Source organism: bacterium (assembly GCA_040757115.1).
GTDB lineage: Bacteria > UBA9089 > CG2-30-40-21 > CG2-30-40-21 > SBAY01 > JBFLXS01.
Genome location: JBFLYA010000057.1, coordinates 1 through 19,449, shown reverse-complemented (window position 1 = coordinate 19,449; position 19,449 = coordinate 1). Strand labels below are relative to the sequence as shown.

Genomic DNA, 19,449 nt, shown 5'->3' with positions numbered 1-19,449 from the left:
CCGAATAGTAAATTTCGTGTCTTCACACTATTTCTACTATCGGCAAAAGACCTTTCTTTATTTAGCTAATTCGTGCCAAAAACTTCTATCATATTGAGTCCTATCCAAAAACTTGAACATCGAGTATAACCTTTTCAATGTCAATAATCCAAAGGGTATTATTGTCATAGACAAAATCTATCGTGCTTAATTTATTTCCATTTCCAATATGAATTGGGCTTAAAACAGAGATATTATATTTATTCATAATTGTCCCTCACTTTGATAGGAATATTAAAGGTTATTCCATAACGATAGACATTATGGTTAGTCCCTAGTTCCTCATTTTTTTCCAGGACATTTGGGATATTGCCATAACCCTTTTGGCCAAATTCTTTAAATACAGAACCTTCAAGAAACATTCGTATGCTTTTTCTCTTAAGGCTCATTGCACCTTTAGAGTGAAGCCAACCCCTACGAAGGATGAGTTCATAGCTTGAATTATTAAGAAGTCCTTTTTTTATCTCATCTTCTGTAGGATGAAACAGAGAGAGGGTAAGAAAGTGATTAGCTTGTGATGGTGTGTTTAATTTGAACGGCTCATCCTTTAATACATCAAATACACCCTTTCCCAGATGCTTATCACCACCTATTCCTTCATCTCCCATGAGGTTTAGCACCGTTTCAAATTTTTGTCTTATCTGGGGAGATAAGAACTTAACCAAAAAGAATAAACCACAACCTTGTGTAAATACCAGCTCATTAAAATAGAATATATCCGAGGTATTTGTTCGTCGGTCAATACTTACCCGGGGAACCTCCCGCTTTTTAAATATTCCTTGAGATGTGTCTTGTGTTTCTGTCCAGAATAAACCACCTTGTAGAGTATTTTCTTCCGTGAACAAGACCTCCTCACCTATAATTATCCTTTCAAATAGCCCCTTTGAGATAAATCTAATCTTTTTTATCTGCTTAGATTGAACCTCTTGGTTCAGGGTTATCCTTATCATAGGTCTTGGAAGAAAATAGTCATCTTTACTAAAGGGGAAAGCAGAAGAGATGATAAAAGGTGGATTATTAATTATTTCCTTTTCCAAGTCATCAGCATAAAATAGGTTCCAACAAGAGAGAAGAGCTGAAAAGAGGGTATCTGAATGGATTATCATATCAGTCTTTTCTAATCCAATCCCTTCCTGACCAAGATGTAATGGTGTTTTAAACTCAAGTTTATATGCGGTTATATCTTCCATCTTCCATTTCCTCACGAAAGAAGCTGAGAAGGGATAAGGCTATTATTTTGTATACTTTTTGGATTATTATCCCCTTCATAGACAGTTTGGTCTTTATATTTTAGTGGCGTATTGATTGTAATCTTTATCTCTCCATATCCCCTTGTGCCACTTCCTCCCAAATAATCCTCCTGAACCTTGATAAGTGATTCAAATATCTTCTTTAAGATATCTGACTCTGTATCACCGTTATAGATATTACATACAAGGTTAAGATTAAACTTTGCACCAGCTGGCACCCGTTCAAAGGTTCTTGGTGTAGCGACAGAAGTAATCCTATCTATTACCACCTCTGCTTTAATCTCAGCATAGGGCATATCAGTAAATTTACTCTTTTCAAGCAATTCGGGATTTTGTAACATTCCATCTCGAACAATCAGTCTGGCTGGCATTCCCTTTTTTTCTGCAGGAAGACCAAAAATCTGGCAGATTAAACAGGTTCCACATTCACAAGGCTCAGCACTCACGCCAATGATGTTGCCTTTTTCATCCTTTTTCTCTTTAATACTCATTTTCCCCTCAAATCTTTCTAATAAACTTCTCATCTTTCCTTTAAGTGATGAGCCTGGGATATAGGGTTGATTATTGATGGGGTTTCTTACCACAACCTTATCTGCGCCTCCAATCTCTAATCCTACACTACTTCCACCGATACAAAGCCCTGTTTTTACCTCTATTGTGCCAGTTATAAATATCTTCTTGAGTAATTTAAAATCGTTATCCATCTTCAAAACACCTCCTTTTATTTTCCGCCTGCGGCTCTGTGATAAGCCAGGATAGCCTCAAAGAAGTTGCAGAAATTATCAAATTTTTTAGCGTCATCACCTACCTTATCAATTGCTTTAGTAAGAATATCTTTAATCACTCTGGTTCCGTTTGTCGCTCCTGGTCGAACTGCAGCATAAGCCAGTTTAGGCTTTAGCAATAACAGATCTTTTGGATTGAAGCCTTTCATCTCCATCTGCTTAACAGAATTAAAGATATTCCTAATCTGTGATTTGGTCATTCCCTTAGACAAAATATTACCCCTCTCATCCTTCTTATCACACAAATCTTTACCCAACTTCTCTGCAGTAGCCACCAATTGTTTTGTGTCACCATTAATAATTTGTTCAATCTGTTGCTCTGTCCAGATTCTTTCCTGATTTTGCACGGTTATCCCTCCTCTCTAACTAAAAATTCTGCCCACTGGGCAGGTAAGTTGATAAAATCAATGACCTCGCGGTCAGACTTTATTCCGTTAAATTCTTTACCGAGGATAGCATGGATAAGCTGACTCACCTCCTCTTGAAACAATTTATTCTGTTCTCTATATCTTTCTAAGGAATAGACCATCATCCATAACCATTGGTTGTAGTAAATTCTTTCTTGCATTTCTTGTTGACTAATCTGTGTTTGCCTGGTTTCCCAGAAATTTTTATTCTTCTGATAGAGTAAATAAATTTGCCTCAATCGTTCAAGTATTCCCTTTTTTAGATACACATTTTCTCCGGAAAGATTATCTATTTTCCCTTCTTTTATAGATTTTACCAGCATATCTTTAATTGCATAAGCTACCTCAAATTCATTCCAGCTTACTACTGTATTTAAGAAAGATAACGCATCTTTTTCTTTTCCGTTTCTTTTGTAATTCTTTGCATCTTCTTCAGATTCCCCTGCTAATTCAGCACCTTTATAGATGGGATATTTCCCAGGGATTAAGGTAATACCTCCAGATAAGCTAATATTAGGGTTTGAGCAAGTAAATGTTTTAAATTCTTGCTGTATCTCTCTTGCCAATTCAGGCATTACATCCCATGCCCCTACTATAAAGAGATCATCTCCACCTGAATATACGATATAAACCTTATTGTCATAACTTTGTTGTTGGACAATTTCATTCAGATACCCCCCAAAGAAAAGTTCCAATTTTCTACTAAGTTCAGTTACCCGTGATATAGAAGCCTTCTTGCCCAAGCCTTTGATAAATATCTGACCAAGATTATCTACATCCATTCTTAATATTCCTAATCTCTTTAAGCCACCAGAGGAATTTTGTGCTAATTCACCAAAGGTTAAAATATTTCCCTCTTTATCTGAAGGAGCGAAATTCCCAGCAATAAATTTGAAGCCAGAGGTAATATCTTTCCTTATAAAGGACATATCAGTAGTATTTATGGTATAAAGCATTGCATGTTCAGATCTGATATTATTTATCTCATCTTTGGAGATAAGATAGTATTTTATTCCTAATAGTTCAAAAATAAAGCCCTCTTCATCAATTTCCTTTTCCTGGTTATAGGTTTCTAACATAAATCCTCTACCTACTTTTGCCAATCTTGTCCCAATCTTTTCGTTTAGGACACAAGCAGGACATTTTGTTTCATTCTCAACTATTTCGTTTTTACATATCTCGCAGGTTTTCGTTTCAGCTCCTTCACCAAAAATACCAAAAACCTCATTATATAGAAATTCTGAGAACTTCTGCCTTTTTTTCTTATTTGCCTCCCGGGTAGATTCCTGCCATTTTAGATAAAATTCACTTTCCACCTTCTCCCTTTTAGCAAAATCACTCCCTTTAAGATGACACCATCCTAACGCAAGATATACGCCTCCCTGAAATTGCTCCAACAAATAGGTGTTAACTTCTTTACCAATATCCTTTAAGGTGTTTTCAGAGTTGGGGTCTAACAAGAGATAGAATTTACCACCACCAGAATATAGCAGATTTACTATATGATACCCTGTGTTATGCAGGATATGGTGAGCAATAGCATCTGGGAGTATCTGTAGGTAGAATGACCTTCCCTTTAATCCCTTTGCCGCTCCTTTGGAGGAAATCTTGTAAATAAATTGCTGGATTCCGCTTATATCCCCACAAACCAAAAGGTACTTATCTACATCTCTATTTTTAATAGATTGTTCATTAAAAGATTCATTTTGTAAATGGTATTTATAAAGACATCCGGAGATAGCCGCAGTAGTCTTTAGGTGGTCAAATAAGGATACATCTGGGAAGTCAATAGTTGAAGCAGGGATACACCAGGTGTACTTTTGTAGAAGATAATAAAGGGAGTTAAAGAAGAGGTCAAAGTTGTCAACAGGTAGCTGGTTAAATTCTTTAATAAACCCTTTCCAGAGGTTATTATATTCATTTATTAAAAGTTCACCTTCAGGTGGACTAAGTTTACTCTGTTTTTTAGGAAAGATAGTTTGCTTTTGTAAGTTTAATGGTAATAGTTCGTAACGATAAATATTTTTTAGATTACCTTTCTCGTCTCGTTTCAGAGGATAATTTAATTCAATCTGTTCAAATATCGCTCGTAACCTTCTCTTTTTGTAAGCATCTTTTCCAAACTGCTCATCTTCTTCATCGTTGGTTGTTCTATCTACACCAGCAGATAAACAATCAGCCTCTTGAATTATTGTCTGTAGATCTGTGGCTGGCTTATGGTGATAGCTTGATAGGTTAACTACATCGGTTTTATTGATTTCAGGAGGTAGGTTTGAAACTATAGGTTCAAAGAATTCATTTGTCCAGAGGGTATGTTTGTGGGAATAACCATCATCATTGGGATGTTTTGGTGGATGTTTAGGGCATAAGTATTCCTTCATCCTTTCTGACTGACTGGGAGGGAAAACTACACACTATCCATTATTTATGTTTAGGGCATAAGTATTCCTTCATCCTTTCTGACTGGGCACTCAGTTTAACCTCTGCCCTTTGCATAAATTTGCCAATATCATGCAAAAGTGCGGCTAACATTATTGATTGGTAGTCTGATTGGTTTTTTTCATTCTCTGGCATAGCAAATCTTCCCCCTCTTTATGACCTCTTTTATGAAGGGATTGCCTTCCTTCATTTGCTGGAATTCCTTTTCAGAATAGACAAGCGGCTCGATAGGTAAATCAGTAAGTTTTAGCACCTTTTCTATCCGCTCAAATATCTTACCCTTAAATTCACCTACAATGACCATGTCAATATCGCTTCCTTGGTGAATTTCTCCAGTGGCAAATGAACCGTAAAGTAAATCTCCTTTATCGAGAAATTCTTTTTTTAATGTATCAATGAATCTATACTCAACAACGGCACAAATTAAGATTTTTTAATAGGGACTCGATAGCCCGGTGATATAGGGTTTTGAGATATATATACCATAGTGTTAAACAAATGTCAACAATTATTTTTTGAAACCGAAAAATAGACATAGAAATGGTCATACTCCTCTTTATCCTGTATAAAGGCATTTTTTAACCCGTTTGACATAGTACGACTGACAAAAATATCCTGTTTTGGGGCTTGGTTGTCTTTTTGCCTCTTACCTCAGCAACGCAGACAGCGGACTCCCCCTTAAATCACTCTCAATCCCCTCAAATTCAAACAACTTCTCTCTTTCTATCTCATTACCCCATTACCAGTTTTTTGTAACTGTTCAGTTGGTGTATAGGATTCTGCAAAATAGGATTTGGGGGAAACAACAAATAAATATCAAAAATCAAATATCAAAATGCAAAATTACAAATCAAATTTCAAAAAGGACTTCAAGTATTTTAACGCTGAAAGAGATAATTTTACATTTTGATATGTAATTTTTATATTTGCTTTTTGCATTTTGATATTTGGAGGAACCTGAACGGTTACAGTTTTTTTAACCATTGTGGTTATAATAATTATATCACAAAACTCATCAAAATACAAGGGGTTTTATCGTTTTTTTCTATCCTATGTCTATTTTTCGGTCAGAATAAAAAAATTGACAAATCCCAATTTTTATGTTAATATTCGTGGTTATGATAGTTGAAACGATTAAATGGGAAGATGATAAATTAAAGATTATAGACCAGACGAAATTGCCAGAGGAACTGGTTTATTTAGAATGTAGCACTGTGGATGAAGTCGCCGAGGCAATAAAAAAATTACGGGTCCGAGGGGCACCAGCTATTGGTGTTGCCGCGGCTTATGGCGTTGTCCTGGGTGTAAATAGAATAGAACAGAGTATTAAACTTCTGGAGAGCACTCGACCAACGGCAGTTAATCTATTTTGGGCATTACAAAGGATGGCGAAATGTGCGAAAAATCATAAAGGCTCAGAATTAAAAGAGGCGTTATTAAAAGAGGCTAAATCAATTCATGAGGATGATAGAGAAAAATGCCGCCAGATGGGTGAATATGGTGCCTCATTAATAAAAAATGGTGATACGATTCTTACTCATTGTAATGCTGGGGCATTAGCCACCGGTGGCATAGGAACGGCACTTGCGGCTATATACACGGCCCAAAAACAAGGTAAGAAAATTAAGGTGTTTGCAGATGAAACAAGACCTTTATTACAAGGTGCAAGATTAACTACCTGGGAATTAATGCAAGCAGGAATTGATGTAACATTAATCTGTGATAATATGGCCGCAATGGTAATGAAACAAGGGAAAATCAATCTCGTTATCGTTGGTGCGGATAGAATCGTCCAAAATGGCGATACAGCTAATAAAATTGGTACCTATGGCGTGGCAGTATTAGCCAAAGAACATAATATTCCTTTTTATGTTGTTGCGCCTACATCTACAATTGACTTGTCATTAGAAGATGGCTCACAAATTCCCATAGAAGAAAGAGAAGCAGACGAAATTACTTATGGATTTGGTAAAAGAACTGCACCTGAGGGAATAAATGTTTATTCACCCGCGTTTGATGTTACCCCGAATAAATTTATTAAAGCAATTATTACGGAAAAAGGTATTGCCTATCAACCCTTTATTCAAACTTTAAACAAACTATAGTTACAGCCCGGATAAGTTGATAAATTACCTGGTCGGGGCGAGCGGATTCGAACCGCTGACCCCCAGCCCCCCATGCTGGTGCGCTAAACCAAGCTGCGCTACGCCCCGTGATTTAAAATGAGCCTGACAGGAGTAGAATATCTTCTTCCTTCAACTATCCTTGAATATATAGCATGGTCTGTTGGTCCCTGTCTGACAAATACTACTCCCCCTTTTTCCAATAATCTGACAAGTTCTTTACTGGAAAGAGCAGGTATCTTAAGCATATGATGGAACCTCATGTACCTCAAGAGGTCTTAATATCAGACCCTTCTTGGGCTCTTTATACCATTCAGGCTCTGTATCTTTCAAAAACTCTATCAACTCCTCAGGAGAAATAGAAGACACAACTGTTTTTGGATATTTTCTTATATCTTCCTCATACAATTCTATTGCCGTTCTTAGGTTTTTCTCTACATCAGCAAGATCTTCTCCACAGGCAGAAACATTCAATTCTAAACATACAGCAACATATTCAAATTTGCTTTTACGAATTATTGCTGTGTATTTATTTCTCATCCTTTTTTTCTCCTCTTCTCGAATTCAAGTGCCTAATGCGGCGATGAGCGGTGCCCCGAAGGAGCATCCGTCTCCATTGCCTTGTTTTCCCCGAGCGAAGCGAGGGGAGAATAAAGTCATATAGCAGTTATTAGTCAAAACTTTACTCAGAGTGGATAAGTAAAAAAATCCCAAATCCCAAGCACCAAATTCCACATACCAAAAAGCGAATTAGAGATTAGTGAATTAGAGATTAGATTTTACTAATTCGCTAATTCGCTTAATTCACTAATTCACTAAATGGAATTTGGAATTTGTGATTTGGAATTTCATAGCTATATCTATGTCAAATTTCGATTAATAAGTGCTATAACTTATTAACTTGTTCCCTTACTTCTTCTCCATTATCTTTAACATCTCCATAAGTTCTTTTTTTAAATAATCTTTTTCTATTTCAATAAATTTTCCTTCTTCTTTAAATTGTTTTCTTTTTAAATATCGTTTAGCACCAGCAATTGTATAGCCTTCTTTATATAATAAGTCCTTTATTTTTAAAATCAAGTCTATGTCTTTTTTTCGATACCTTCTTTGACCTGTTTCAGTTTTTTCAGGTGACAATAAGTCAAACTCAGATTCCCAATATCTTAAAATGTAAGATTTAACATCGGTTAATTGACTTACCTCACCAATGGAGAAAAACAATTTATTTTTAAATTTGTCATCTTCCATTTTAATTGTCTCCCCCTCTTCTTTACCTTCCTAATCAGTTAGACAAGTCCGACACTAAATTCACATAATTTTTGAAGTCTTTCCCAATTATGGTCAACTTCTGTCTGTATCTCCTGGAGTATAGACTCATTTTCCGGTCTAAATAAGTGTTTGAACCTTACTTGAGATTTCAACCAATCTTTTACTGGGGTTTTTTCTTTCGGTTTATAAGTTAATTTCCATTCGCCATTTTCTACTTCATATAATGGCCAAAAGCAAGAATTAACTGCTTCTCGACCAATATCAATCGCCTTTTCAGGTGGAAATCCCCAACCTAATCTACAAGGCACCAGAACATTGATAAAAGTAGGTCCGTTCACGGCTAATGCCTTTTGAACCTTATTGGTTAAATCTTTCCACATACTGGGAATAGATTGAGCCACATAAGGAACATTATGAGCGGCAATACACGCGCTTAAATCTTTACGAAATGTCTTTTTCCCGGGGATAACTTTACCTGCAGGTGAAGTTGTTGTATGAGCACCTTTTGGTGTGGCACTTGAACGTTGAATACCAGTATTCATATATGCTTCATTGTCAAGGCAAACATAGAGAATATTATGTCCCCGTTCCATTGCCCCAGATAGTGATTGAAAACCAATATCATAAGTTCCACCATCACCACCTATCGCTATAAATTTAATCTCTTTGTCAATTTTACCCCTTTTTTTAAGGGCTTTATACCCTGTTTCTACTCCACTAATGGTTGCCGCCGCGTTTTCAAATGCAGAATGTATCCATGGCATCCGCCAGGCAGTATAAGGGAAAATAGTTGTCGTCACCTCAAGACACCCGGTTGGACAACACACCACTATTGGTGTGTCTGTTGCCATTAATATTTGTCGGACGGCTATTGGTTCGGTACATCCAGCACACGCTCGATGTCCACCAGATAAAAGTTCTTTCTTATGAGATAATTCTTTTAAAGTTGCCACTTGTATTAAACCTCCTCTTATTTGGTCAACAGTCTCAGATAAATTTGAGTCCTGTTATTCACTTCAGATGGTTAAATAGTTACATTTTAGATTTCTATTCCCTCACTCCCAAATACCGAATTTGCTTATCGATTTTATCTGTCTTCAGGATATTTTTCAGGTCTTCAAATACCGACCTGAGCATTTCTAACCCAATGTTTCTTCCACCTAATCCATAAATGTAATTAATCATTTTAGGTCTGGTATTGAAGTCATAAAGAGCGGAGCGGATTTCAGTCCAAACAGGACCTCCAGAGGCATTTAATGAGTCGGAACGGTCCATCACTGCCACACAAGGTATTCTGGATAAAATCTGGGCTATTTCTTGAACAGGAAATGGTCTGAATACGCGTAGTTTTAATAAACCCGCCTTTATTCCTTTCTGGCGTAATTCATCTATCACCACCTTTGAAGTTCCTGCCGTAGAACCCAAAACAACAATAGCTATATCTGCATCTTCCAATTTATATTCTTCAAAGAATTCGTAGTGTCTGCCAAATTTTGCCCCAAATTCTTGATTAACCTTAGCAATTATTTCTTTTGAGTTTCTCATCGCCTCAATGGTTTGTCTTTTATGTTCAAAGTAGTAATCGGTAAAGTCTATCGCACCCATAGTTATCGGATTATCAATATCCAGGACGGTATATTTTGGTTTATACTCTCCAATAAAAGTTTTTACTTCTTTATCTTCAATCAATTCCATAGTTTCCATCCCGTGGCTGATAATAAATCCGTCAGTAGTTACCATTATTGGTAATAGAGATTCTTCGGCAATCCGAACGGCCTGGATAAGACTATCATAGGCTTCTTGAGCATTTTCACAAAAAATTTGAATCCAACCCGCGTCCCGAGCACCCATAGTATCTGAATGGTCACAATGAATATTGATTGGGCTACTAAGTGACCTATTTACTTCGGCTAAAACAATTGGTAATCTTAATCCTGAGGCAATATAAAGCATTTCCCACATTAATGCCAGTCCTTGTGAGGCTGTGGAAGTCATTGTTCGTGCTCCAACGGCACAGGCACCAATACAAGCACTCATTGCCGAATGTTCACTCTCAACCGCAATAAATTCTGTATCTACCAGACCATCCGCAACAAAATTTGCAAATATCTGCACTATTTCTGTAGCGGGTGTAATTGGATATGCGGCGACAACATCTGGATTAATTTGACGCATTGCCTCTGCCATTGCCTCGTTACCTGTTTTTGTTACTCGCATCTTCTTTCTTCCTCCTTTTTTCTCTTTTATGTTTTTTCAGTTTAATTATAGCACAATATTTTAAATCTTGCAAGAAGTTTTTTTATATGTGTAGAATACCCCAGACACATCGTATAGTAAGTATTAACCAAAAGTTCACATTAGTATTGTTGATAGTTGATGGTTGATAGTCTATGAAACTATCAACTATAAACTATCAACCATCAACCCTGTTGCTATATCTGTTCTATGAGAAATTTTCGTTAATAACTACTATAACTGCCGGGATGAGGTGAATGTTTAAATTTTATTCAAATAATTTATCACGGTCTATTCTGTTAGAAGTAGGCTAAAATTTTTGGTGCCGAAGGGGGGATTCGAACCCCCACAGAGTTACCTCCACCAGACCCTGAACCTGGCGTGTCTGCCAATTTCACCACTTCGGCAATATAGGAAGGTAATCGGTTATCAGTCATGCGTCCACCGATAGAATTCAGCAGCGGCGGCGAGGATTGCCACTAAACTCTATGTAACCGTTCAGGTAGTCCTTTACCGCAGAGACGCAGAGGAACAGAGAAGATATGGAAATAAATCAGATAACATAAAAGATTATTGATGCAGACATAGAAATACTTATGACCTGCTTGCTGAATGTTCAGCAGGCAAGCCAGCGTCCATAGATTTTAATTTTTTTCTCTGCGTCTGTGCGGTGAACAGTTACGAGTGACCCTAATTCGTCCAGTCGAGCTTAGATTCTGCTATATGCTTCTGCTATTTCTTATTTAGCTATACATCTGTTCCCAGATAGAGATAAAGGTTTCAACCACCTTTGGGTCAAACTGGGTTCCTGCTTTATTTTTAAGTTCATCTATGGCTACTTCAGGGTCAATTCGCTCACGATAAGGACGCTCTGATGTCATTGCATCAAAGGCATCAGCAACGGATAATATTCGAGCCCCAAGTGGTATTTCTTCTCCTTTAAGTTTATCTGGATAACCTGTGCCATCATAATTTTCGCGATGATGCCGAACTATTTTTGCAACAAACTCCAAAAAGGAAACAGAGGCTAAGACATCTGCACTTTCAGCTGGATAGCGTTTCACCACTTCATATTCTTCATTAGTCAATCCACCAGGTTTCTCCCAGATAGTATTATCAATTCCCATTCTACCAATATCATGTAAAGTTGCGGCGATACCAAGTGTTTTTAATTCATCTTCTGGTAAATTTAACTTTTTACCCATCATTTCAACATAATGTCTTACCCTTGAAGAATGTCCTCTTGTATAGTTACTCCTGGCATCAATAGCATCCGCTAAGGTACAAATAGTATTGATATAAATCTTTTCAAAATCCTGATATGACTTTTTTAGGTGTTCCTGCTCACTTTCGTGTAATGAATGAGTTTTTTTTAATTCTTCAGTATAATTCACTGCTTCTTGATGAAAAGACTTTAATCTTTCCACCAATTCTGGAACTGGAGTTGTCTTTTCTTTTTTCATCCTATTTTACCTCCATTACGCCATTCCTTCATTATAAATTGACTTACCAATTTATCAACTAAACTTTCTGTTATTCTTTCCAATAAAGGATTCTCACACAACCTTCACATCTAACAAGATGTGAACCAGATTTTACTTCATTGATTACCTGTGGAGGCAGTTTTATAAAACATCCCTGGCAGGCATTATCTTTAACCTGAACTACAGCTAAATTATTTTTATGTGCCCGAATTTTTTCATAAAGTGCTAATGTCTCTTTTGCTATCTTTTCAGATATCTCATCTCTATCTTTAGTCACAGAGTTTAATTTATTGGTATTTAATTCAATTTGTCGATTAGTTTCTTGCTCTTCCTTTTTAAGTTCAACTAATTCCTTTTCTAATTCAATGGTTAAAGAACTAATTTTATTAGCTAAATTATCATTTGCATCAAACAGTTTGAGAATATCTTCCTCCACTATACCTTTTTCTTCCTCTGCTTTTTCTATCTCACTATCTAAAGAAACCATTTCTTTTTGTGTTTTTACCTCGTATATTCTTGCTCTAAATTTTTTCAATTCATCTTCTATGGTTTGTAATCTTCTTTCTTTGGTTCTTAGTTCTTTTTCTACATTTTCTTTATCTTTTCTTTTTTGATTCAATTCATTTTGTCTGGCATGGTAGGATTGTTTCCATTGTTCTACCTTCGTGGGTAAATTTTTAATTATTTGATTTAATTCAAAAATAGCGGTATCTTTATTTTGGAGGCTGACTAAAAGTTGTATCTGCTCATTCATTCTCTATCTCCTAAATATTGGTAACTGGTGGGCGGTACAGGGGTTGAACCTGTGACCTCATGCATGTGACGCATGCGCTCTCCCAATTGAGCTAACCGCCCAATCTTTGGGAATTGGTAAATGGTGGGCCCACAAGGATTCGAACCTTGGACTCCCGGATTATGAGTCCGGAGCTCTAACCGCTGAGCTATGGGCCCACATCTATAGTAGTTATTAACGAAAATTTCTCATAGAACAGATATAGCAACAGGGTTGATGGTTGATAGTTTATAGTTTATAGTTTCATAGACTATCAACCATCAACTATCAACAATACTAATGTGAACTTTTGGTTAATAGTTACTATATAATTATACGATACATAGTTATTTTTGTCAAATAATTTCTGTAATTATCCAGAAATTCTCGGTGAAAAATTAGATAGAGACTCATTATTCCTTATTTTCCTCTCAAAATCTTTACGAAAAATTTTTTTCTCTATCTCTCCTCAACATAGATGAATTCAGTCTCTAAAAATTCACCGAGAATTGCTGTGTAATTATTCAGCCACAGATAGACACGGATGAAACACTGAAAATTCGTGAATCGTGTCCGTTTTCCATGTCCGTAATTAGGCTGAAGGGTTTTTCTCCTGTTGTCCTCTGCCTTCTGCCCTCTGCTATTTATCCGTGCTAATCCGTGTTAATCAGTGGCTGAATAGTTACTTTTACTCTAAATAATCTTTTAATTTTCTACTTCGAGTTGGGTGGCGGAGTTTTCGTAATGCCTTTGCCTCTATCTGCCGAATTCTCTCCCGGGTAACATTAAACCTTTCTCCGACTTCTTCTAATGTTCGCGGGGAACCATCTTCTAACCCAAATCGTAATCGTAGAACCCTTTCTTCCTGAAGAGAAAGTGTTTTTAACACCTTTCTTAATTGGTCTTGTAGTAAGGCAAAAGTAGTTGCAATTACAGGAGATTCAACTGATTTATCTTCTATAAAATCACCTAAATGACTATCTGATTCCTCTCCAATTGGTGTTTCTAAAGAAATTGGGTCTTGAGCAATTCGTAAAATACCCCGCACTTTATTTGCTGGCCAATCTAATCCCTCTGATATTTCTTCTGGTAGAGGTTCGCGACCTAATTTCTGTATCAATCGTCTTGATTCCTTAACCACCTTATTTATCTGCTCAACCATATGCACCGGGATGCGAATAGTTCTTGATTGGTCGGCAATAGCTCGTGTAATTGCCTGCCTAATCCACCAGGTAGCATAAGTAGAAAATCTATATCCTTTCTTATATTCAAATTTTTCCACAGCCTTAATTAATCCCATATTCCCTTCTTGAATTAAATCAAGGAAAGATAATCCCCAATTAATATATCTTTTAGCAATACTCACGACTAATCTTAAATTTGCACTTACCATTTCTTCTTTAGCCTCTTCTATTAATTTTTCGCCTTCCTTAATCTTTTCACCAATCTCAACTAATTTTTCAATGGAATCATCCATAATCTCAGTTTCAATTTGTTTCAGTTTTCTATGGTACTTCTTAATCTGGGTTTTTATTTCATCAATTTTTTTCTCATCAGATATATCCTTTAATCTATTTTCATATTCATCTATTTTCCCTTTAATCTCAGAAATATTTTGTATTATCTTCTTTATCTTATTTGCAATTCCTTGAATTAAATTTCGATGAAGATTCGCCTTTTGTAAAATACTTTTAATTCTTTCTTTTCTTTTTAAATCAGTTTCTTTATCTATCTTATTCAATAAATTTTTAATTTGTGTTGCCAGACGGGCTCTTTTTGCTGGAGATAATTCATCTTGCTCTCCACCTTCAATATTCTCACTAATTCTTCTTTCTCCCCTATCTAATCGAATGGCAATTTTTCGTAATTCCTGTATAATTATACTACTATCTAAAACCGCCGCTATTAGTTTTTCCCATCCTAATTCCATTTTCATCGCCATTTTAATTTCTTCTTCTGATGAAAGTAAATTTACTTTCCCTATATCTCGCAAATAAGCCTTCACCGGGTCTTCAACAAATCCTTCTGTTTCTGGAAGTTCAAATGATAGTTTTTTGCCTTCTTCATCCTTTTCAGGCAAAAATTCATCTACGATAGATATTCCTTGCTCGGCTAATTGAAAAAAAAGATTCTCCATTTGTTCTGGACTAATATCATCCGGAAGCATCTCATTTATCTCATCATAAGTTAATTCTCCTTTTACCCTACCTGATTCAATAATCTGCTCAATTTCATCTACAAACTGATTTTTTTTCAATCCTTATCGCCTCCTTTATAAAGAAAAGAAGTTAACGCTGAGTTCAGCGGCGGCGGGGAGAATTGCCACTAAACTTTGTCTGCACGATTACCCTTTTGAGATACTACAAAACTTTCGTAACCGTTCAGGCTATATATCAAAAGTGTAAGAAAGGGGATAAGGAGATAAGAGTGATATGGAGATAAGATAATAGAAATAGATTGAAATTTATAGAAATAGGTAGAAATTGATTGTGGAAAACAACAAATTTCCATAAATTTCTATTAGTTTCTATTAATTTCAATTTTTTTAATAATATCTCCCTATCTCCTTAATCTCCACATCTCCTTTTGTTACACCACCTGAACGCTTACAAATTTTGTTAGGAGCGACTGAAGTGTGTCGAGCGTAATTGCCTGCTCACGATATTTTCGCATTACGGTGGCTATGAATTCGATACGGCTTAACTCAGAAATTGCAATTGGCTCATCACCTTTATAGATAACAAGTACTCTGTCTGTTCCGTCTTCACGATGGTAAATCTTTACTAATGCTGAGGTATCGAAATAATAATTCATATCCGTTCCATTCGGTCTTCTTTTACCGCCTCAGACCAACATTCGTGTGAAGAACTGGTCATAGTTAAAATATCATCAATCGTCATCCGGTTTTTTTGTGGTCGTGAAATTTGCTTAAGATGTTGAATGAGTTGTATTTGCTCATACAATAACCATAATTCATCACTTTTCATCATTGTCATCGCGTGATAAATTTTTTCTTTGAGTTTCATAAGCAGACTCCTTATTTTTGGTAATTGGTAACTGGTGAATGGTAATTAGTTACCAGTTACCATTTAACCGATTACTTACTTTATAATTTCGTGAAGCCCTATTATCTGTTCACCCCACTGGCGAACAAGCAACGGATGGACATAATGTTATCTCCTCCAAAATCATAAATGCCTAACAAATTTCTACCAATATATCGTTCCTACGGAACTGATTGATTTGTCTATCTATTCCTACCGATATTATGTTCCTAACGGAACGATTATTCTCATGCCTTATTTATGGGTATTATCCTATGTAAACTTCCAGTTAATAACCGCTATAACTTGTTAACTTACCCCTTCTTCCCTTCTTCCCTTATTTTAAACTTCTAATCTGAGAATCTAACTCCTGATACTGCCGTAACAATTCCTCGTTATCTTCTTTTAATTGGGCAATTGCTTTTTGGATTTCAAGTTTCTTTTTTCTTAGATTATTTTCTTTTATCTTTTTAATATATTCATTAATTAGTTTTTCTTTTTCTACGCCAAAGTCTTTTTGAAGTAAAAGGTAAGTAATTAAATCTTTTGCTTTTTCATTTACTAAATCAATTATTTGCGGTGGACTAATTGCCTTTTTTTGATTAAGGAGTTCAACGATTATCTTAATTATCTGTTGACATTGAGTATTTGAGAAATCATCAGGATTAAGTTCGATGGATATTTGTTTAGCCCATACCTCATTTTCTAACATAGATTTAATTAACCCTTTTTCGGCTAATACCACTCCTTCTTCTTGTTTGGTAATATATTCTGAAGTTGAGACAGGTGCTTTTTTCTGTCCTTTTTTAAGTTCAGATAAGATTATTTCTTCATCTATTCTAAGTCCTTCAGCAACTTTTTTGATAAAATCTCGTTTTTGAATGAGATTAGTTATTTTTGAAATAGTTGGTAGAATATTTTCTAAAGCCTTTATTTTAGATGCCGCAATATTAATATCCGCAGTGGCAATATGTTGTTTAAATTGATAATCTAACAAATTCTCAGCGTTTTGGAGGCATTTTGAGAATTCTTGTGTGCTAAACTGGCTGATAAAATCTGCGGGGTCTAATTTTGGCGGTAAAGAAATTACCTTTACCTCTATTTCCTGTTCGATTAATAAATCTAACCCGCGTAATGTTGCTTGAATGCCAGCGATATCCGGGTCAAATAACACAAATGCTTTCTCACCAAATTTTTTTAATAATCCAACCTGGTCTTGAGTAAAAGCTGTTCCTGCCACTGCCACTACATTCTCAAATCCTGCCTGGGATAACAAAATGGCATCCATATATCCTTCAACAATAATTGCCGCATTCGCTTTGCGAATAGGTTCTTTTGCAAAATTTAACCCATATAATATCTTACTTTTATAATAAATAGGTGATTCTGGCGAATTGACATATTTAGGTAAGGAATCATCTAAAACCCGTGCCCCAAAACCAACTATTTTATTAAAGGAATTTATAATGGGAAATGTAATTCTATTTCTAAATCTATCGTAATATCCTCCTCCTTCGCGGGGTAATATTAACCCTACCTGACAAATCTTGTCTTGTGGATAACCTTTTAAGGTATTCAATAGTCTATCCCAGGAATCAGGTGCATATCCTAACTTAAATTTCTTTATTGTCTGTGGAGTCAGTTTCCTTTTTTTTAAATAATCTAAAGCCCTTTGCCCTTCTGGTAACCATAAAAGTTGTTCATAGAATTTAGAGGCTAACTCATTAATTTTATACAGGGTATCTATTTCTTGAATTTGTTTAGAAGGTTGAAATTGTGGTATTGCCACACCACATCGAGCGGCTAAATGTTTAACGGCATCGACAAATTCCATCTTCTCCATCTTCATTAGAAAGGAATAAATATTTCCTCCTACACCACAGCCAAAGCAATGGAATATTCCTTTACGAGGATTGACGGTAAAAGATGGCGTCTTTTCACTATGAAAAGGGCACAATCCCTTATAATTTTCGCCACTTTTCTTCAAAAGTACATAATCAGAAATGACATCAACCAAATCAGTTCGATTTCTAACTTCTTCAATTATTTCATCTGGAATAAATCCAGCCAAGCTACATCCCCCCAGTTATATCCTTATCTTTACCCATAAGTTTTACTGGACAATGTTACATTCATTCACAATTCGCATCCTTAACTTTCATTCACAATTCACTATTCACAATTTCTTCCTTAACTCTCCTTAAAATGGTGAATGGTGAATTGTCAATTGTGAATTGTGAATTATCACTCTTCGCTGTCTTCTGTATATATTATACACGCATATTTTCATTATGTCAAGGGTAAATATTTACCATTGGCTAAAATCGTTGTAATTTTATCCTGTTTTGAGACTAAATTTAGCGTTGGAGAAAATACCACAAAATCTTCATGAAATGGTGTAGAGATTTTACCTCCAAAACCACTATTATCACCCAGGGCAATATGGACTGTGCCTGAGATTTTTTCAGCCTCCAAAACATTGGTTGGGTCTTTTGCCTTTGGGTTGGTGCCAATGCCTAACTCAGCGATATTTCTATTCAATTCATTTTTACTGAAAATTTCCTCAAATCTCGTTTTTTTCTCTCCGTAAAATTTCTCTACCTGACCATTTTTTATCTCAAAAACAATCCCTTCAGCAACCAATTTACCTTCTGTTTTTCCCTCAACAGGAGCGATAAAAACCTCACCCGCCGGCAAATTACCAAAAGAGCCTTTTTTAGTCAATATTCCTGTATCGGCAAACGGCTGTCTTCCTTCTAAATTAAGTTTTAATGATGTCCCGTTAGGAGCAGAGATTTCAGCCATAATCGCCGTAGAAATTATTTCTTTTAATGCGAGTGTAGTTTTCTCCACTTCTTTCCAATTTACATCCATTGCTCCTAAAAACATATCCGGGTTAAAAAGAGGTAGGCTGGCATATCGAGTGCCGGCATTGAGGGTTAGTAATTTTCTAAAATTCGTATGTGAAGTCGAATAGTAGGATAAGGCAATGATGACATCTACGACCTCGCCTTTTTTATCTGCAACTATTTGTTGAGGGAAATGCCAATCCTCTGGCAAAACCTCTTTTTTTAATAATTTCTCAAGTAATCTTTCTTTTTTTAAGTGGTTGACAATGTTTTTACCAAATGCGGTTTCCCAGACTTCAATTGGCGGCTCAATTCCATGTCCACCAGTTGGTTCAAAAACTAAAAACGAAACATCAAATCCAAGAAATTTCCCACGCTCACTAACCAGTCTGGCACATTCTTCCAATTCTTGTAACCCATCCGTAAAGACTAAAATTCTCTCCTTCTTTTTTACTCCTAAATTTACCTTATAAATCTTATCAATCGCTAAAATCATTTTTTCCCCTGAAAATAGGTTATGGGACGCAGATTTTCGCAGATGAACAGGATTAAAATTAATTTTTTATTATTGTATTTCTATAGTTATTTCCTTAAAGTTTCTTGATGTTTTTATAGTGCCTTAGTGGTTTTTGTAAGCGTTCAGGTGGTGTAACAAAAGGAGATGTGGAGATTAAGGAGATAGGGAGATATTATTAAAAAAATTGAAATTAATAGAAACTAATAGAAATTTATGGAAATTTGTTGTTTTCCACA

At 35.8% G+C, this 19,449-nt stretch carries 21 protein-coding genes and 4 tRNA genes; 1 reads left to right on the top strand and 24 read right to left on the bottom strand.

The genetic code is table 11. The features are described 5' to 3' along the window. Positions 1 to 100 precede the first annotated feature (100 nt). From AB1422_06890 to AB1422_06860, 7 genes are read right to left on the bottom strand one after another with little or no spacing between them, the layout of a single operon-like run. A complete protein-coding gene (locus AB1422_06890) occupies positions 101 to 247 on the bottom strand; it encodes a hypothetical protein (protein MEW6619057.1) in 147 nt (48 codons plus the stop codon). Beyond that, positions 240 to 1,229: a type III-A CRISPR-associated RAMP protein Csm4 gene (gene csm4 / locus AB1422_06885; GenBank protein MEW6619056.1), complete on the bottom strand. Its 990-nt coding sequence runs from the start codon at positions 1,227 to 1,229 to the stop codon at positions 240 to 242. Before csm4 ends, AB1422_06890 begins: the two co-directional genes overlap by 8 nt. A gap of 11 nt (positions 1,230 to 1,240) precedes the next feature. Then, positions 1,241 to 1,993, bottom strand: coding sequence for a type III-A CRISPR-associated RAMP protein Csm3 (csm3, locus tag AB1422_06880; protein MEW6619055.1), 753 nt, complete (start codon positions 1,991 to 1,993; stop codon positions 1,241 to 1,243). Between the two features lie 17 nt (positions 1,994 to 2,010). Continuing rightward, on the bottom strand, positions 2,011 to 2,421 hold the full coding sequence (csm2, locus tag AB1422_06875) for a type III-A CRISPR-associated protein Csm2 (GenBank protein ID MEW6619054.1): 411 nt from the start codon (positions 2,419 to 2,421) through the stop codon (positions 2,011 to 2,013). Positions 2,422 to 2,423: 2 nt separating this feature from the next. After that, positions 2,424 to 4,862 (bottom strand): type III-A CRISPR-associated protein Cas10/Csm1, encoded by a 2,439-nt coding sequence (gene cas10, locus AB1422_06870; protein ID MEW6619053.1) that lies wholly within the window; start codon positions 4,860 to 4,862, stop codon positions 2,424 to 2,426. A 40-nt stretch (positions 4,863 to 4,902) separates the two neighbouring features. Then, entirely contained in the window at positions 4,903 to 5,055 is a 153-nt protein-coding gene (locus tag AB1422_06865) for a hypothetical protein (protein ID MEW6619052.1), read from the bottom strand. Continuing rightward, positions 5,042 to 5,317: a nucleotidyltransferase domain-containing protein gene (locus AB1422_06860; protein MEW6619051.1), complete on the bottom strand. Its 276-nt coding sequence runs from the start codon at positions 5,315 to 5,317 to the stop codon at positions 5,042 to 5,044. The genes AB1422_06865 and AB1422_06860 overlap by 14 nt, the downstream gene beginning before the upstream one ends. A 703-nt stretch (positions 5,318 to 6,020) precedes the next feature. Here AB1422_06860 and mtnA point away from each other — a divergent pair. Next, on the top strand, positions 6,021 to 7,025 hold the full coding sequence (gene mtnA / locus AB1422_06855; GenBank protein ID MEW6619050.1) for an S-methyl-5-thioribose-1-phosphate isomerase: 1,005 nt from the start codon (positions 6,021 to 6,023) through the stop codon (positions 7,023 to 7,025). A 29-nt stretch (positions 7,026 to 7,054) separates the two neighbouring features. On the opposite strand, the gene AB1422_06850 is transcribed toward mtnA, so the two are convergent. From AB1422_06850 to AB1422_06770, 17 genes are all read right to left on the bottom strand, one after another. After that, positions 7,055 to 7,133: transfer RNA gene (locus AB1422_06850), tRNA-Pro, on the bottom strand. Further along, positions 7,124 to 7,291: a hypothetical protein gene (locus AB1422_06845; GenBank protein ID MEW6619049.1), complete on the bottom strand. Its 168-nt coding sequence runs from the start codon at positions 7,289 to 7,291 to the stop codon at positions 7,124 to 7,126. Before AB1422_06845 ends, AB1422_06850 begins: the two co-directional genes overlap by 10 nt. Next, positions 7,284 to 7,583, bottom strand: a complete 300-nt coding sequence (locus AB1422_06840) for a hypothetical protein (GenBank protein MEW6619048.1) — start codon at positions 7,581 to 7,583, stop codon at positions 7,284 to 7,286. Before AB1422_06840 ends, AB1422_06845 begins: the two co-directional genes overlap by 8 nt. Before the next feature lie 369 nt (positions 7,584 to 7,952). Beyond that, positions 7,953 to 8,291, bottom strand: coding sequence for a MerR family transcriptional regulator (locus AB1422_06835; protein ID MEW6619047.1), 339 nt, complete (start codon positions 8,289 to 8,291; stop codon positions 7,953 to 7,955). A gap of 38 nt (positions 8,292 to 8,329) precedes the next feature. Beyond that, on the bottom strand, positions 8,330 to 9,265 hold the full coding sequence (locus AB1422_06830) for a thiamine pyrophosphate-dependent enzyme (GenBank protein ID MEW6619046.1): 936 nt from the start codon (positions 9,263 to 9,265) through the stop codon (positions 8,330 to 8,332). 94 nt (positions 9,266 to 9,359) lie between these two features. Then, positions 9,360 to 10,529, bottom strand: coding sequence for a pyruvate ferredoxin oxidoreductase (gene porA / locus AB1422_06825; protein ID MEW6619045.1), 1,170 nt, complete (start codon positions 10,527 to 10,529; stop codon positions 9,360 to 9,362). Between the two features lie 338 nt (positions 10,530 to 10,867). Next, a tRNA-Leu gene (locus AB1422_06820) sits at positions 10,868 to 10,954 on the bottom strand. Positions 10,955 to 11,290: 336 nt separating this feature from the next. Beyond that, positions 11,291 to 12,010 (bottom strand): HD-GYP domain-containing protein, encoded by a 720-nt coding sequence (locus tag AB1422_06815; GenBank protein MEW6619044.1) that lies wholly within the window; start codon positions 12,008 to 12,010, stop codon positions 11,291 to 11,293. A 70-nt stretch (positions 12,011 to 12,080) separates the two neighbouring features. Continuing rightward, positions 12,081 to 12,785, bottom strand: coding sequence for a C4-type zinc ribbon domain-containing protein (locus AB1422_06810; protein ID MEW6619043.1), 705 nt, complete (start codon positions 12,783 to 12,785; stop codon positions 12,081 to 12,083). 25 nt (positions 12,786 to 12,810) lie between these two features. Next, positions 12,811 to 12,886: transfer RNA gene (locus tag AB1422_06805), tRNA-Val, on the bottom strand. A gap of 20 nt (positions 12,887 to 12,906) precedes the next feature. Further along, a tRNA-Ile gene (locus AB1422_06800) sits at positions 12,907 to 12,982 on the bottom strand. A gap of 509 nt (positions 12,983 to 13,491) precedes the next feature. Continuing rightward, the gene (rpoD, locus tag AB1422_06795) at positions 13,492 to 15,060 is read right to left on the bottom strand and encodes an RNA polymerase sigma factor RpoD (GenBank protein ID MEW6619042.1); all 1,569 of its coding nucleotides are present in this window, start codon (positions 15,058 to 15,060) and stop codon (positions 13,492 to 13,494) included. 68 nt (positions 15,061 to 15,128) lie between these two features. Continuing rightward, positions 15,129 to 15,314 (bottom strand): hypothetical protein, encoded by a 186-nt coding sequence (locus AB1422_06790; GenBank protein MEW6619041.1) that lies wholly within the window; start codon positions 15,312 to 15,314, stop codon positions 15,129 to 15,131. Positions 15,315 to 15,392: 78 nt separating this feature from the next. Beyond that, the gene (locus AB1422_06785; protein ID MEW6619040.1) at positions 15,393 to 15,617 is read right to left on the bottom strand and encodes a type II toxin-antitoxin system VapC family toxin; all 225 of its coding nucleotides are present in this window, start codon (positions 15,615 to 15,617) and stop codon (positions 15,393 to 15,395) included. Beyond that, positions 15,614 to 15,829 (bottom strand): hypothetical protein, encoded by a 216-nt coding sequence (locus AB1422_06780; GenBank protein MEW6619039.1) that lies wholly within the window; start codon positions 15,827 to 15,829, stop codon positions 15,614 to 15,616. The genes AB1422_06785 and AB1422_06780 overlap by 4 nt, the downstream gene beginning before the upstream one ends. A 355-nt stretch (positions 15,830 to 16,184) precedes the next feature. Next, positions 16,185 to 17,918: a DNA primase gene (dnaG, locus tag AB1422_06775; GenBank protein MEW6619038.1), complete on the bottom strand. Its 1,734-nt coding sequence runs from the start codon at positions 17,916 to 17,918 to the stop codon at positions 16,185 to 16,187. Positions 17,919 to 18,136: 218 nt separating this feature from the next. Beyond that, positions 18,137 to 19,192, bottom strand: a complete 1,056-nt coding sequence (locus AB1422_06770; GenBank protein ID MEW6619037.1) for an aminopeptidase — start codon at positions 19,190 to 19,192, stop codon at positions 18,137 to 18,139. Positions 19,193 to 19,449 lie beyond the last annotated feature (257 nt).

Excerpts from the sequence above, each read along its gene's own strand:
- AB1422_06890 (MEW6619057.1), bottom strand. The coding sequence starts at position 247 with ATGAATAAATATAATATCTCTGTTTTAAGCCCAATTCATATTGGAAAT.
- csm4 (MEW6619056.1), bottom strand. The coding sequence starts at position 1,229 with ATGGAAGATATAACCGCATATAAACTTGAGTTTAAAACACCATTACAT.
- csm3 (MEW6619055.1), bottom strand. The coding sequence starts at position 1,993 with ATGGATAACGATTTTAAATTACTCAAGAAGATATTTATAACTGGCACA.
- cas10 (MEW6619053.1), bottom strand. The coding sequence starts at position 4,862 with ATGAAGGAATACTTATGCCCTAAACATCCACCAAAACATCCCAATGAT.
- AB1422_06865 (MEW6619052.1), bottom strand. The coding sequence starts at position 5,055 with ATGCCAGAGAATGAAAAAAACCAATCAGACTACCAATCAATAATGTTA.
- mtnA (MEW6619050.1), top strand. The coding sequence starts at position 6,021 with ATGTTAATATTCGTGGTTATGATAGTTGAAACGATTAAATGGGAAGAT.
- AB1422_06845 (MEW6619049.1), bottom strand. The coding sequence starts at position 7,291 with ATGCTTAAGATACCTGCTCTTTCCAGTAAAGAACTTGTCAGATTATTG.
- AB1422_06840 (MEW6619048.1), bottom strand. The coding sequence starts at position 7,583 with ATGAGAAATAAATACACAGCAATAATTCGTAAAAGCAAATTTGAATAT.
- AB1422_06835 (MEW6619047.1), bottom strand. The coding sequence starts at position 8,291 with ATGGAAGATGACAAATTTAAAAATAAATTGTTTTTCTCCATTGGTGAG.
- porA (MEW6619045.1), bottom strand. The coding sequence starts at position 10,529 with ATGCGAGTAACAAAAACAGGTAACGAGGCAATGGCAGAGGCAATGCGT.
- AB1422_06815 (MEW6619044.1), bottom strand. The coding sequence starts at position 12,010 with ATGAAAAAAGAAAAGACAACTCCAGTTCCAGAATTGGTGGAAAGATTA.
- AB1422_06810 (MEW6619043.1), bottom strand. The coding sequence starts at position 12,785 with ATGAATGAGCAGATACAACTTTTAGTCAGCCTCCAAAATAAAGATACC.
- AB1422_06790 (MEW6619041.1), bottom strand. The coding sequence starts at position 15,314 with ATGGAAATTTGTTGTTTTCCACAATCAATTTCTACCTATTTCTATAAA.
- AB1422_06785 (MEW6619040.1), bottom strand. The coding sequence starts at position 15,617 with ATGAATTATTATTTCGATACCTCAGCATTAGTAAAGATTTACCATCGT.
- AB1422_06780 (MEW6619039.1), bottom strand. The coding sequence starts at position 15,829 with ATGAAACTCAAAGAAAAAATTTATCACGCGATGACAATGATGAAAAGT.
- AB1422_06770 (MEW6619037.1), bottom strand. The coding sequence starts at position 19,192 with ATGATTTTAGCGATTGATAAGATTTATAAGGTAAATTTAGGAGTAAAA.